Origin of the sequence: Bacteroides sp. MSK.20.82 (assembly GCF_019052485.1) — a bacterium.
Classification (GTDB): Bacteria; Bacteroidota; Bacteroidia; order Bacteroidales; family Bacteroidaceae; genus Bacteroides; species Bacteroides thetaiotaomicron.
Map to the genome: position 1 here is coordinate 63720 of NZ_JAHQUN010000006.1, position 14797 is coordinate 78516.

A 14797-nucleotide genomic window follows, 5' to 3' on the forward strand; every position below is an offset into this window, starting at 1 on the left:
TGTTTTGTTATGGCAGGATAAACCTTGTTTTAGTGTGCTTCGAGCCAGTTCTTGCCCCAGCCGCAATCTGCTTTCAAGGGGACGTGCATACGGTAAGCATGTTCCATTTCCTCAATAACGATCTCTTCTACACGTTCTTTTTCGTTGACGGGTACGCTGAAGTTCAATTCATCATGTACTTGCAATATCATTTTGGCTTGTATGCCTTCTGTCTGGAATCGCTGATAAATGCGTGCCATTGCTACCTTTATGATATCTGCGGCACTTCCCTGGATCGGTGCGTTGATGGCGTTTCGCTCGGCATAGCCGCGTACAACGGCGTTTCGTGAGTTGATGTCCGGTAAGAAGCGCTTCCGGTGGAAAATCGTTTCTACATACCCTTTCTCCTGAGCTACCTGGATGCTCTTATCCATATAGGCTTTCACGCTTGGATAAGTTTCGAAATAGCCGTCGATCAGTTCTTTGGCTTCCTTCCGGTCTACGTTCATTCGCTCTGCAAGACCGAATACGGAGATGCCGTAGATGATACCGAAGTTGGCGGTTTTCGCTTTGCGTCGCATATCGGAGTCTACATCTTTCAGGTCGATCTTATATATTTTGGCAGCTGTAGCCGCATGGATATCGTGATTGCTGAGGAAGGCGTCGATCATATTCTTGTCTTCGCTGAGATGGGCCATGATACGGAGTTCTATCTGCGAATAGTCGGCAGAGAAGAACAGGCAACCTTCGTCAGGGATAAATGCCTTGCGGATTTCCTTGCCGTTCTCGTCGCGGATAGGAATATTCTGCAGATTCGGGTTACTGGAGCTGAGGCGTCCGGTAGAGGTGACGGTCTGGTTGAAAGACGTGTGTACCCGTCCCGTGCGCGGGTTGATCAGTTGAGGAAGTGCATCGATATAAGTTCCCAGCAGTTTCTTCAGTCCGCGATGTTCCAGGATCTTTTCTACTACGGGATGTTTATGCCGGAGGCTTTCGAGCACTTCTTCCGAAGTGACGTACTGACCGGTTTTGGTTTTCTTCGCTTTCTCGATGATTTTTAGTTTGTCAAACAGTACCTCGCCTACTTGTTTGGGCGAAGCGATATTGAAGGTTTCGCCTGCCAGTTCATAAATCTCCTGCTCGATGCGTTGCATCTGAGCAGTGAAATGAACAGACGATTGTTTGAGCGCTTCCGTATCCAGCAGTACTCCATTCCGTTCTATATTGACCAATACGGGTACAAGCGGCATTTCGATATCGTAAAACAAACGTTCGGCATCGTTCTCTTTCAGTTCTTTCTCCAGGACGTTTTTGAGTTTCAATGTTACGTCTGCATCTTCGCAGGCATAGCGGTAGACATCCTTCGGGTCGAGATCGCGCATGTTTTTCTGGTTCTTCCCTTTCGGACCTATCAGTTCGTCGATGTGGATGGTCTGATAGTGAAGATAGATTTCTGCCAGATAGTCCATTCCATGACGAAGTTCCGGTTGAAGAACGTAATGGGCGATCATTGTATCAAAGAGCGCACCTTTCACTTGCACTCCGTAATTTTCAAGAACGATCATGTCGTACTTGATATTTTGTCCGACTTTCAATGAATTCTCATTTTCGAAGACCGGACGGAACTCATTGACGATTTTTAACGCTTCGTCACGATTGTCGGGGACCGGCACATAATAAGCTTGATTTTCGGTGATAGAGAAACTCATTCCGACCAGTTCGGCGTCCATTGGTTCCGTTCCTGTAGTCTCCGTGTCTAACGAGAGAATTTTCGATGTAAGTAACTTTTGAATAATTTCAGTTCTTTTCTTCTCTGTATCAATGAGTTGGTAGTCGCAACTAAGCGTTTCTAACGTCTCTAGATTCGATTTTTTGGCTTCGCCTGCCTCATTGCCCGTAAAACTCGCAAATAAATCGCCTTGTATGGCTCCTCCTTCTTCGGGAAAAAGTGGAAGAGGAGAGGGAGCACTTTTGGTCGTTGCCGTTTTGCTTCCGGTTGCTGTTGTTACTCCGCCGGCAGAATTTTCTTTTTTCAGTACCCGGTCGATCAGTGTCCGGAATTCCAGTTCTTCAAAAATTCGTCGTAGTGAATCTTCGTCTGCCTGTTCGCGGACGAGCTTGTCCATTTCGAGTTGGATAGGGACATCGATTTTGATAGTGGCAAGGAATTTGGAGAAAGTAATCAGTTCCTTGTTGGTTTCCACTTTTGTTTTTAAGGCTCCTTTCAGTTGGTCGGTATGTTCCAGCAGATTTTCGATACTTCCGAATTCGGCGATTAGTTTTTGGGCAGTCTTTTCACCGACACCGGGACAGCCGGGGATATTGTCGGAGGCGTCGCCCATCAGTCCGAGCATATCGATTACTTGTGCGGGCGACTGGATATCGAACTTCGCTTTCACTTCTTCGATGCCCATCACTTCAAAACCTCCCGTATGTTTGGGGCGATACATGAATACGTTGTCCGTCACCAGCTGGCCGTAGTCTTTGTCGGGAGTCATCATATAGGTGGTGATGCCCTGACGTCCGGCTTCTGTGGCTAGAGTTCCGATCACGTCGTCGGCTTCGTATCCTGCCACTTCCAGAATCGGGATGCGGTAGGCGTGGATGATATCCTTTATAATAGGTACGGAGAGGCGGATGGCTTCCGGAGTTTCTTCACGCTGGGCTTTGTATTGTTCGAAAGCTTCGTGGCGGAAGGTCGGTCCGGAGGGGTCGAAGGCTACTCCTATATGTGACGGATTCTCCTTTTTCAGCACCTCTTCGAGGGTATTGACAAATCCGAGGATAGCTGAAGTATTGAACCCTTTGGAGTTGATTCTGGGATTCTTGATAAAGGCGTAATAAGCCCGATATATCAGTGCATAAGCGTCTAAAAGAAATAATTTATTGTCTGACTCCATAGATTTAATTAATTTTTCATGGTAAAAGTACAAAAAAATACCGTATTAAGCGTTTTATTATTACTTTTGTGCTCAAATAGTATTATGAATGGATAGTATCTCTCTCATCAAAACCCCGATAGAAGCGGAACTGGAGGATTTTAAAGCTCTTTTTGACACTCCTCTTTCCGATTCGAATGCATTGCTCGATAGCGTAATAACTCATATACGCAAGAGGAATGGTAAGATGATGCGTCCTATTCTTGTCTTGTTGGTGGCACGCCTTTATGGGGCTGTGACTCCCGCCACCCTTCACGCGGCGGTTTCTCTGGAATTGCTTCATACAGCCAGTTTGGTGCACGACGATGTAGTCGATGAAAGTACCGAGCGTCGCGGCCAGCTTTCGGTAAATGCTGTATTTAATAATAAAGTATCTGTACTGGCGGGTGATTATCTGCTGGCTACAAGCCTTGTGCACGCCGAGCAGACTAATAATTATGAGATTATCCGCCTGGTATCTTCACTGGGACAGAAACTTGCTGAAGGAGAGCTGCTTCAACTTTCGAATGTAAGTAATCATAGCTTCTCAGAGGAAGTTTATTTTGACGTAATACGTAAAAAAACAGCGGCTCTTTTTGCTGCTTGTGCCGAGGCGGCTGCCTTGTCAGTGCAGGTGGGTGAGGAAGAAGTCGCTTTTGCCCGTCTGTTGGGCGAATATATTGGTATCTGTTTTCAGATTAAGGATGATATTTTCGATTACTTTGATAGCAAGAAGATCGGCAAGCCGACTGGTAATGATATGCTGGAAGGTAAGCTGACGCTGCCTGCTCTGTATGCATTGAATGCGACGAAAGATGAGTGGGCGGAGCAGATAGCGTTCAAGGTGAAGGAAGGTACGGCAACTCCCGATGAAATCGTACGTCTGATTGAGTTTACCAAGGATAATGGAGGTATTGAATATGCCTGTCGTACGATAGAACAATATAAAAAGAAGGCCTTTGATTTGCTGGCTACCTTGCCGGATTCAAATATTTGCCTTGCCCTGCGGACTTATCTGGATTACGTGGTCGCCCGTGAGAAATAACTACTCCCCACTGTTTCTGAGCAGAGAGTAACACAGGATTAATTCCTCCCAATCTTCAATTTTATTCGATTTCATCGCTCCTCCGATGAGGAAACTTTTGTCTATTTCTTCCGGTGTACGGAGAATTTCGGAACATAACGTGCTTGCCTGTTCGATATAATCCCATGCTTGTTCTTTGGTGATATATCCGCAGTCTTTGGCAGCCCTTGCCAGTCCGACGACTTGTGCCATATCCCATCCGATTACTCCTCTCTCCAAGTCATTAATCCATACAATGGGGTCTCCTCTTTCTTCTATATACTCCTTGAATTTGTACAGATTTCTACCCTGCTGAATGAATCGGTCTATCCCGTAGAAGCGTTCGCGGATGATGTTTTCAAACTGATTTAGGTTCTCAGTCGAGAGCAGATAGGGGAGCATGATAGAGTATGAAGCCCTGTCTCCTTCGTTGATGAGGAATAGAAACAGCTGGCAGGACGAAACGGTATCTATGCAATGAAATTTATCCGATAATAATTGAGTTAGTTTCAGTGGGTGCACTCCGGTTTCTATGCAGTTGAGATAGAAGCCGTCCAGTGCGGCCTCCATATAACCGATGCGCAGCCCTTGTCTTTTTTTGGCGCCGAGTATAAGGCTTAAGGGGTTGCGGTTAAAACGTAGGTTCTTTGTGTGTGACTTCATTTTATACTCTTTATCACTTATGGTTAACTAAAAAAGCGTGAGAACTGTTGCAATATGTCTTTCCCTGGGGCTTCGGCAAACCGTTATGATGACATATAAGCAACAGTCTCACGCTCCGTTCGATATATAACAAGAGTATATACATGAAGGTGCGTGAGACCCGTTTGCTTATTACCATTCATAACTTTGAATTTTGCCGAATTCCAGGAATCAGGTAATAAATGAAACGTTCTCTAGTACAGTAGATTAGCTATATTTATATAGCTTCTTCTTTGACAAAGATAATGAAAATAATGATTCTCCCTATAAGTATCTTTAGTTTTTATTAAACAAAAAATACCGCGCTTCTTTCCGTATGAACGGAAGATGAAGCGCGGTACGGCATATTTGATTGCTAATGTAATTCCTTAGAAGAACTTGATCTCTTCGCCCTTGATATCGGAAAGAAGCAGGTTGGCCAAACGACTGGTTCCCAGGCGGAAGAGCTGATTGTTCAGCCATTCTTCGCCTAATATCTCTTTCACGATGGTGTAATAAATGATCGCATCATTGACGGTATTGATTCCTCCTGCCGGTTTGAATCCGATCTTGTTATTTGTTTTCTGATAGTACTCCTTGATAGCTTCGCACATCACATAAGCGGCTTCCGGAGTAGCGGCAGGCTGTTGCTTTCCGGTCGATGTCTTGATGAAATCCGCACCCGAATACATGGATAGGATAGAGGCTTTCTTGATGTTGGAAGCGGTTTTCAAAGCACCTGTTTCGAGGATTACCTTGAGGTGGCGTTCCTTGCAGACTTCTTTTAACTCCTGAATTTCCTCGCACATTGTTTCGTAGTCACCGCTCAGGAATTTACCGATTGAGATAACAATGTCTATTTCGTCCGCACCGTCGGCGATAGCCAGTGCCGTTTCCGCTACTTTCACTTCGATGAAAGTCTGAGAAGAAGGGAATCCGCCCGAAACACAAGCGATATTGATGCCGTCCACTTGCAGTGTATTCTTTACAATATCCGCGAAATTGGGGTATACGCAGATGGCAGCGATGTTCTTCATATCGGGAAATTCATTGTCGAACTCATTCACTTTTTCGGTGAAATGCATCACGCTTTCATCGCTGTCGGTGCTGTTCAGCGTGGTCAGGTCGATGCAGTTGAACAGGAGTTTCTTGACTTCTTCCGTATTGTTTTCCGGCACTTTCTTTTCAATCAGGTCAGCCACCCGAGCCTGTATGTCTGCATCGCTCAGATTGGTGTTATACTTTGCCAATGCGGCATCATACTTGTTGGATTGTGAGCTATTCTCTTCCATGATCGTTCAGTTTTGGGTTATTGATATGTCTTTTATTATCTCGTTTCGTTTTCTTTTCCAGGCTTTCCCTGAAGGCTTTGGTGATGTCTACGCCTGTCTGGTTGGCGATACACAGGAGCACCCATAAGATGTCTGCTATTTCTTCGTCAAGGTTGTCTTTCTCGCCTTCTTTGAAAGACTGGTCGCCGTATTTGCGGGCCATGACACGGGCTAATTCTCCGACTTCTTCAGTCAGTACGGCCATATTTGTCAATTCGCTGAAGTAGCGGACACCGTATGTCTTTATCCATTTGTCTACTTCTTTTTGAGCTTCTTCCAGGGTCATAATTGCTGTTGGTTTATGATGATTAGTTTGATGTTTAGAGCCTGTTTATCACTCTTCGAAGAGCTTTACCGGCTTTTTCATCAAGGTTTTACTCTTTATTTTTGGTGTCCATACATATAGTAACAGGACCGTCATTTAAAAGTTCAACTTTCATGTCCGCTCCGAAAGTTCCTGTGCCGATTTCTTTTCCCAGCGCCCTGCTCAGGTCTTTGCAGAACCGTTCGTAGAGTGGGACAGATATCTCCGGCTTGGCGGCTTTGATGTATGACGGACGGTTGCCCTTCTTGGTAGAAGCGTGCAACGTGAACTGACTGATGACCAGAATTTCACCTCCATCTTCCAGGATCGACTTGTTCATTACTCCGCTTTCATCGTCAAAAATACGCAGATTTACTATCTTTTTGCAGAGCCAGTCTATATCTTCCTGTCCGTCGGATTCTTCAATGCCGACTAATATCAGCATCCCTTTTCCAATGGAAGACTTGCACTGTCCTTCGATGGTTACTGATGCGTGGCTTACTCGTTGTACAACTATTCTCATTGATATTTTCTCTATTCTATTGAATGTTACGAAAGGCAAATTTACGAAATTAAGAAGAAAAAACGATGGATTGGAAGGAAATATTATAGGAGATAAGTATTAGGTATTAAGTATTAACCGTAGCTGTCATTCGGAAGCGTGTCTGTCTGTTGTGCAGAAGCATATCTATTAGGACGACAGATGTATTTGCCTCATAACTTGATTGAGTTTGCCTTAGAACCGTATAGACATGAACATAAACTCTATAACATTACCGGTAGTACTCTATGTGGTTAGAAATCAATGGTATATAGTTTCCTATGATTTCTTTTAATGGAAACTGTCGTTTCCCGGCGAGGGAACGGCCGTTCCTTTTAATGGAAACGACCGTTCCTTTTAAAGGGAACTGGCGTTTCCTCCGAGGAAACTAACGCTTGCCCCATATGATACTGATACTTGATTTATATGGACTAACAATTTAGCGTATAGCCACATAGAAGTGAGCCTATTCGTTGCTTAACCCTTTTTTTACAGTCTGAGCCTTCACTTCTCCTATGACCTTTGCGATTTCTTCAAGGGATGCCTCTTTGATTCGTTTTACGCTTTTAAACTCCTTCAATAGGGCTGTTTTTGTCTTTTCTCCAATCCCTTTAATGCTATCCAGAGCCGATGCGACCTGTCGCTTGCTGCGCTTGTCGCGGTGGAAAGTAATCGCAAAACGGTGTACTTCATCCTGAATCTGCGTCAGCAGACGGAATAAAGAACTTTGTTGTTTGATCCCAATCGTCTGTGCGGGAAACCCGAAAAGTAGCTCTGACGTGCGATGCTTATTATCCTTAGCCAAACCGGCAATCGGAATATTCAGATGCAGTTCATCCTCGATTACTTCTCTGACGACTTCCATTTGTCCTTTACCACCATCGGTAATAATCAGGTCGGGAAGGGGAGAATTTTCTTCAATGGCGCGCTGATAACGTCGTCTGACCACCTCTTTCATGGAAGCGTAATCATCCGGTCCCACGACCGTCTTAATATTGTATTTACGGTAATCTTTCTTCGATGGTTTCGCCTTTTTGAATACTACGCAGGCAGCTACGGCATCCGATCCTTGTATATTCGAGTTATCGAAACATTCAATCTGCAAAGGTGGCTTGTCTAAATGCAGTTCGTTTTGTATTTCTTTCAGCAGACGCATACTGCGCTGCTCCGGGTTCAGTTTCTCGGCTTGTTTCAATCGGTCGGCCTTATATTGCTTCACATTTAGGATAGAAAGATCGAGCAGTTTTTTCTTATCTCCCCTTTGAGGAACGGTGAAAACGACATTATTCAACTCCAGATCAAGTTCGAAAGGAACAATAATCTCCCGTGAATGGCTCTTGTAGCGCTCCCGCATTTCAATAATGCCTAGCGTCAGTAACTCTTCTTTCGATTCATTTAGCTTCTTCTTGTACTCAAAGGTGAATGCCTGATTGATGGCGCCATTGGTGATGTGCAGATAGTTGACGAAAGCCGAATTTGAATCGTCTTCTTCGATGGAAAAGACGTCGATATTGTGCAGGACAGAACTTACTACCTCCGATTTAGACCGGTAATTCTCTATCAGCAGATACTTCTCCTTAATCTTCTGAGCCTCTTCAAACTTCATTTCATTGGCCAGTTCCTGCATCTTTTCTACCAGCATACGGCTAATATCCTGCGTATTTCCTTTCAAAATCTCTTTGATTTCATCGATGTTCTTCAGATAATCCTCGTGCGATTGCAGTCCAACGCATGGTCCGGCGCACTTCTTGATGTGATACTCCAGACAAACCTTGAACTTTCCCGCCCGTATGTTCTCCGGAGAAAGGTTCAGATTGCAGGTACGCAACGGGTATAGATGCTTGATCAGGTCGAGCACCGCATACATCGAAGGAAGGTGGCTGTAGGGACCATAATAAGAAGAACCGTTTTTGATAATCTTTCGAGTCCTGAAAATGCGTGGAAAGTATTCATTCTGCACGCAGATGGAAGGGTAGGTCTTGTCGTCCTTCAGCAATACATTGTAGCGGGGCTTATATTTCTTGATCAGATTGTTTTCCAGCAATAATGCATCTTCTTCGGTGTTAACAACGATGTAACGGATATCGGCAATCTTGCTGACCAATACTCGTGTCTTGCCGGGTTCATGCTCTTTGCTGAAGTAAGAATATACCCTTTTTTTTAGGTTTTTAGCCTTTCCAACGTATATAATAGTCCCTTCTGTGTTCAGATACTGATAGACTCCCGGCTTTTCGGGCAGGTTGGCTACAATACCTCTCAGATATTCATTCGTTTTGGCTTCCGGTTCTGTATTCATAATCGTTATAGATGAAATAGCGGGAAATAAAAAAGGGCGTAGATTCTCTACGCCCTGCAAATATAAGCAATTTGTTTATAAAGTCAATACGGATTCTACTTCTACGTCATCTCCGAATACGGATTTGCCATTCAGGTCTTTCAATTCGATAATGAAGTTTACATATACCTTTTTAGGCTTCAGTTTCTTCACCAGTTCGCAGGCTGCTTTCATAGTTCCTCCCGTTGCCAGCAGGTCGTCGTGTAGTAAAACTACGTCGTTTTCATCGAGTGCGTCCTTATGAATCTGCACAGTGTCCGTGCCATATTCTTTGTCGTAGCTTTCTTCGATCACCTCTGCGGGAAGTTTGCCCGGCTTGCGGATAGGAATAAAACCTGCGTTCAGTCGGGTAGCTAGGATAGGCCCCATGATGAATCCTCTGGATTCTATACCTACTACTTTGGTGATACCTTTATCCTTGTACATTTCGAACATGATGTTCGATAATTCTTGCAAGCACCAAGGGTCTTTAAACAGGGTGGTGACATCGTAGAAAAGGATTCCGGGGATCGGAAAATCGGGAATTTCCCGGATGCTTTTAATTAGCGTTTCTTTGCTCATAATCATTGGTTTATCTCGTTTCTTTAAATGATTTGTTTCACGTGAAACGTTGCCGCTTATCGGCCGGAAAGTACCAGCAATACGTTGATGTCGCTTGGTGATACTCCCGGGATCCGGCTCGCTTGAGCAATCGTTTCCGGATCAATCTTCACTAGCTTCTGACGAGCTTCCGTAGATAGCGACTGGATGGAAGCATAATCAAATTTGCCTTTGATCTTGATGCTTTCCAGGCGTGCCAGCTTTTCTGCTATCATTCGCTCTCTGTCAATATAGCCTTGATACTTGATCAGTATTTCTGCCGCTTCCAGAATCTCTTCTTTACGGTCGGAGTCTGCAGCGGTTGCTTTTTCTAATTCTCTTTGGAAGGCGGGGACATGTTCCGCGATATTCTCAATCGTGATTTGCGGACGATTGAGAATTTCGATCAGCTTACAGCCTTGACGAAGGGGAGTTGTTCCCAACTTTTCGAGGGCATCATTAATTAATGCCGGTTTCATCGAATAGTTCTTTGCGAAATTTACTATCTGCTCTAATGCCTCCTTCTTGGTCTTCATTAATTGGTAGCGATCCTCTCTTGCCAGTCCGAGGTGATATGCTCTTTCGGTCAGTCTCATGTCGGCGTCGTCCATGCGGAGAAGAATACGGTATTCGGCACGTGAAGTGAACATACGGTATGGTTCGTCTACTCCTTTGGTCACCAGGTCGTCTATCAATACACCGATATATGCTTCGTCGCGAGCCAGTGTGAAGGCTTCACCACCGTGACAGTTGATGTGTGCGTTGATTCCGGCGATCAGTCCTTGTCCTCCCGCTTCTTCGTAACCGGTTGTTCCGTTCACTTGCCCGGCAAAGAACAGGTTTTTGATAATCTTCGATTCCAGCGAATGTTTTAATTGGGTGGGGTCGAAGTAATCGTACTCAATCGCATATCCGGGACGATAGATGACGATATCCTTGAATGCCGGTACTTTTTTCAGCGCGGCGATCTGAATATCCATCGGAAGAGAAGAAGAAAATCCGTTCAGGTATAATTCCTGTGTTGTTTCACCTTCGGGTTCGAGGAACAGTTGGTGCTGCTCTTTGTCGGGGAAGGTGACAATCTTGGTTTCGATGCTGGGGCAATAGCGCGGACCGATACTTTGAATCTGTCCGTTGAACAGGGGAGAATCCGGCAGCCCTTCGCGCAGAATCCGGTGCACTTCTTCGTTGGTATAGCAGGTCCAGCATTGCAGTTGCTTCAAATGGCGCGTACTGGTATTCATGAATGAGAACTTGTGGAAGTCGCATTCTCCGTCTTGTGTATCCATCAGATCGAAGTGGATGCTGCGTGCGTCGATTCGTACCGGTGTGCCGGTCTTCATCCTTCCGTAGGCAATGCCATGTCGGGCGATGGATTCTGTCAGCTGGTAAGATGCGGGTTCTGCCATTCTTCCGCCGGGCAATTGGTGGCGGCCTACGTGCATGAGTCCGTTCAAGAATGTTCCTGCGGTCAGTACGATACATTTCGCTTTGAATGTGACACCCCAAAGAGTGACGAGTCCGACTACTTCACCGTTTTCAACGAGCAATTCACAGACGGTATCCTGCCAGATATGAAGGTTGGGAGTATTTTCCAGTTTCTCACGCCATGACCAGATAAACTTGGCACGGTCGCATTGAGCGCGGGGACTCCACATGGCGGGACCTTTCGAGCGGTTCAGGATTCGGAACTGGATAGCAGTTTCATCCGTCACCAATCCCATCTGTCCGCCCAGTGCGTCTATTTCGCGTACTATTTGTCCTTTGGCGATTCCTCCTACTGCCGGATTGCAACTCATCTGTCCGATCTTGTTCATGTCCATTGTGATCAGACAAGTTTTGGAACCTAAATTCGCAGCGGCGGCTGCCGCTTCACAACCAGCATGTCCGGCACCAATTACAATTACATCGTACTTAAAATCCATTCTACCTTATTTATTATCAAACGCTGCAAAGTTACGGAAAAGTTGCGAGAGTTGTATCTTCTGCCGGTTTTTGCTTCCGAAATTTCGAGGAGGAGGCGGGGCGGGCGCAAAAAAACGCCGTAATTTTGGATTGGAAATATGCAAGATGTAACGTTTTTGGCTTCTTTTCTTTTGTGTTAAGGCTTCGATTCCTTTCAAAAAGAGATGTAAATGCTCTTTTTCGACATTCTAGGCTTACTTTTTGTCACTTGAAAAAGTGCGCGGCCGTGTGATGAAATAGAAGACGAACGGAGCGTTTGGACAGAATTTGTATCAAATCAACATTCGGATGTATGTTTTATACCCAACCTCCACTCTTTCTCTTGACATAAATCAAAAAAATAAGGTAAAACATGTTTTTTAGCATAAGAATTCTTGTTGTTTTCCAAAACACCTCTACCTTTGCAGTGTAGTTGTGAAACTACTAAGATTTTTAGGTATTAGAAAAAGGTAATAACAAAAGAGTAGTATTAGTTTATAAAATTAAGGTATTAGATTTTAAGATTAGTTTTTAGGAAAAAGATTGTTTTGATTAGGTATTAGAAAAAAGTAGTTTTCAGGTAACAGGTAAATTGAGATGCAGAAAAAAGAATCCCATTTATGGGGGATTCTTTAGGTGGGGCGGAGTTATTCGCTCTTTTTTTATTTTATGCCCCTTTATTCTATTTTTTTATATGAGGGGTGAACTTACATACTGAAAAAACAGATATATTTGTAAGTCATATCTATTATAACCAGTTTTTGCAGTAATTTGAAGAGAGTCTTTTATTGTTTGATTAATCTTGTTGCCGTATGAGCGATAAAGATGATTTGATAGTAGCAGGTGTCAACCAGAAAGATAAGGGAATCTGGAGGGACTTTTATAATCGCTATTATGCGGCCTTGTGCTCATATGTCGAGAAAATCCTGTTCCTCACCGATGCCGTAGAAGATCTGGTTCAGGAGGTGTTTATATCCGTGTGGGAAGGTAAGCGTACTTTTTCCGACTCCCGTGAGCTGACTAATTATCTTTATCGTGCCTGCTATAATAATGCACTGTTGTATATCCGCAACCATCAGATTCATGATTCTATATTGAATGGCTTGCCTCAGGAAGAAGATTTTGAAGACGAGGAAATGCTGTATGCTTTGACTGTGAAAGAAGAAGCTATCCGACAACTTTATTTCTATATCGAGGAGCTTCCTGCCGAACAACGCCGTATCATCCTGCTGAGAATTGAAGGACATTCGTGGGACGAAATCGCATCCCGGCTGGGAGTTAGCATCAATACGGTTAAAACTCAGAAAAGCCGTAGCTATAAATTCTTACGCGAGAAGCTGGCAAATTCCAGTTATTCTGTACTTCTTACTCTTATCTTTTATTAAAAACCGGGCTGTGCATCCTTGCTTTTGTGGGGGTGAAGTGACTGTGATGTGGCTTATTTAAGTGGATGAGCCGGTATGTTTAACAGGTAAACAAAGCTTGGTTAGCATTTTTAGTAAGCTATATGTGTTCGTTCCATGTCTGTGTCTTATTGCATTGTATATCAATCAGCTAAGTCCGAAAGTGACGGATGATGATAAAATATGAGTTTCAAACTCCTTGATAAAAGCTAAAAAATACATCATTTTAATAGCGGTAACGGAAAAAAACAAATATTTTTTAAGATGCCTAATTGTCATTTATTGATGGCTGAATTTTGATTCCGAAAAGGGAATGATTTGTTAAATACGTCATTTTTGTTGCTGAATAATGTCATAATGATAGTTTTTCGTTCTTTTCTGTTTTCGTACGGAGAGTATCTCATAAAAAATAATCATCTTTTTGTCACCCATTTATGGACGTTATGTATAATTATAGTAAAGCAAAGATAAAATCCTCATTAGAAATAGATAAAATTATGAAAAAGTTAGAAAACACATATCAAGATGCCTCTTTGATAAAAAAGGCTCTTTTGGGAGATGCAAGCGACAAAGAGCAGCAGGTGTTGGAACAACGTTTATCTATGCATCCGGAACTGAAAGCCGTGTATGAGAAATTGCAGGATAGTGAGGAATTAAAAGATGCTTTTAATAAGTATAAAGAATATTCATCGGAAAAGGCTTACGAGCATTTCCTTCAACAAATTCAACAAAAAGAGAATTCGTCCGGTGGAAAGATTCGTCGTATCCGGACATGGTGGTATGCTGCCGCAGCAGTGGTAGTACTGGCAGTAGGAATTTCTTTTTATGCCGTGAATCATTATCAGGCAGTGGAGGAGTCCCAGACACGTATCGCGCAAATCAAGCCGGGTAGCAAACAGGCAGTGTTGACTTTGCCCGATGGAAGCACTATTGATGTACAAAAGAAAGATATAAATGTAATAGTAGACGGCGTCCAGGTGAAATACAATAAAGGGGTGCTGTCATATCGACCGACCGTCACAACACAACAACACGAAGAAGAAAATGTCGATGAAAGTCCGGTGAAGTCAAATGAACTGGTTATACCACGGGGAGGAGAGAATACTGTCCTTCTTGCTGATGGAACCACTGTTCATTTGAATGCCGGTTCTAAATTGCTTTATCCGGTCCGTTTTGTCGGAAAGCGCCGAATTGTGACACTGGAAGGTGAAGCCTATTTTGATGTGAGAAAGGATGAGGAACATCCGTTTGTGGTCCGGACTCGTTTCGGAGAAGTAACAGTACTTGGTACGGCATTTAATATCAATGCTTATAATGATGCGGATGCGTGCTATACCACCCTTGTATATGGGAAAGTAAATTTCTCGACACCCGATCAGAATACAATTACGCTGGCGCCGGGTGAACAGGCAGTCGCCTCTTCCCGTGGCATTGAAAAGCGGGTGGTGGATGTCAATGAATATATCGGCTGGGCACAAGGTGTATATGTTTTCAATAACAGACGGCTGGGCGATATCATGAAAACCTTCGAGCGCTGGTATGATGTTCATGTCTATTATGAGAAGGAGTCTCTGCGCGACCTGACTTATAGTGGTGACTTGCAGCGATATGGCACGATCAATACTTTCCTGAATGCATTAGAACTAACCGGCGATATCTACTATAGAATAAACGGAAGAAATATATTGATATATGAGAATGAGTAATATTGAGTTTTGA

11 protein-coding genes are annotated in these 14797 nt (G+C 43.8%); 3 read left to right on the forward strand and 8 right to left on the reverse strand.

What is annotated here, in order from left to right; all coding sequences use genetic code 11:
* Positions 1-29: 29 nt before the first annotated feature.
* Complete coding sequence (polA, locus tag KTR07_RS08230) at positions 30-2879, reverse strand: DNA polymerase I (RefSeq protein WP_117981487.1); 2850 nt, start codon at positions 2877-2879, stop codon at positions 30-32.
* Between the two features lie 88 nt (positions 2880-2967).
* Between polA and KTR07_RS08235 the strand changes: the two genes are divergently transcribed.
* Positions 2968-3942 (forward strand): polyprenyl synthetase family protein, encoded by a 975-nt coding sequence (locus KTR07_RS08235; protein ID WP_117981488.1) that lies wholly within the window; start codon positions 2968-2970, stop codon positions 3940-3942.
* On the opposite strand, the gene KTR07_RS08240 is transcribed toward KTR07_RS08235, so the two are convergent.
* From KTR07_RS08240 to mnmG, 7 genes are all read right to left on the reverse strand, one after another.
* On the reverse strand, positions 3943-4623 hold the full coding sequence (locus KTR07_RS08240; RefSeq protein WP_117981489.1) for a DUF1266 domain-containing protein: 681 nt from the start codon (positions 4621-4623) through the stop codon (positions 3943-3945). It lies immediately after the preceding gene.
* Positions 4624-5030: 407 nt separating this feature from the next.
* Complete coding sequence (gene deoC / locus KTR07_RS08245) at positions 5031-5933, reverse strand: deoxyribose-phosphate aldolase (protein WP_117981490.1); 903 nt, start codon at positions 5931-5933, stop codon at positions 5031-5033.
* A complete protein-coding gene (locus KTR07_RS08250; RefSeq protein WP_008762871.1) occupies positions 5920-6258 on the reverse strand; it encodes a nucleotide pyrophosphohydrolase in 339 nt (112 codons plus the stop codon). Before KTR07_RS08250 ends, deoC begins: the two co-directional genes overlap by 14 nt.
* Before the next feature lie 88 nt (positions 6259-6346).
* Positions 6347-6799: a D-aminoacyl-tRNA deacylase gene (gene dtd / locus KTR07_RS08255; protein WP_011108726.1), complete on the reverse strand. Its 453-nt coding sequence runs from the start codon at positions 6797-6799 to the stop codon at positions 6347-6349.
* Positions 6800-7283: 484 nt separating this feature from the next.
* The gene (uvrC, locus tag KTR07_RS08260) at positions 7284-9113 is read right to left on the reverse strand and encodes an excinuclease ABC subunit UvrC (RefSeq protein WP_011108727.1); all 1830 of its coding nucleotides are present in this window, start codon (positions 9111-9113) and stop codon (positions 7284-7286) included.
* A 75-nt stretch (positions 9114-9188) separates the two neighbouring features.
* Complete coding sequence (locus KTR07_RS08265) at positions 9189-9719, reverse strand: adenine phosphoribosyltransferase (protein ID WP_008762874.1); 531 nt, start codon at positions 9717-9719, stop codon at positions 9189-9191.
* A gap of 50 nt (positions 9720-9769) precedes the next feature.
* Positions 9770-11656 carry a tRNA uridine-5-carboxymethylaminomethyl(34) synthesis enzyme MnmG gene (gene mnmG, locus KTR07_RS08270; RefSeq protein ID WP_008762875.1) on the reverse strand — a complete coding sequence of 629 codons (1887 nt, stop codon included), beginning with the start codon at positions 11654-11656 and terminating at the stop codon, positions 9770-9772.
* 831 nt (positions 11657-12487) lie between these two features.
* Here mnmG and KTR07_RS08275 point away from each other — a divergent pair.
* The gene (locus tag KTR07_RS08275) at positions 12488-13060 is read left to right on the forward strand and encodes an RNA polymerase sigma-70 factor (protein ID WP_008762876.1); all 573 of its coding nucleotides are present in this window, start codon (positions 12488-12490) and stop codon (positions 13058-13060) included.
* Positions 13061-13575: 515 nt separating this feature from the next.
* Positions 13576-14784, forward strand: coding sequence for a FecR family protein (locus tag KTR07_RS08280; RefSeq protein WP_055219482.1), 1209 nt, complete (start codon positions 13576-13578; stop codon positions 14782-14784).
* The last annotated feature ends 13 nt before the right edge of the window (positions 14785-14797 follow it).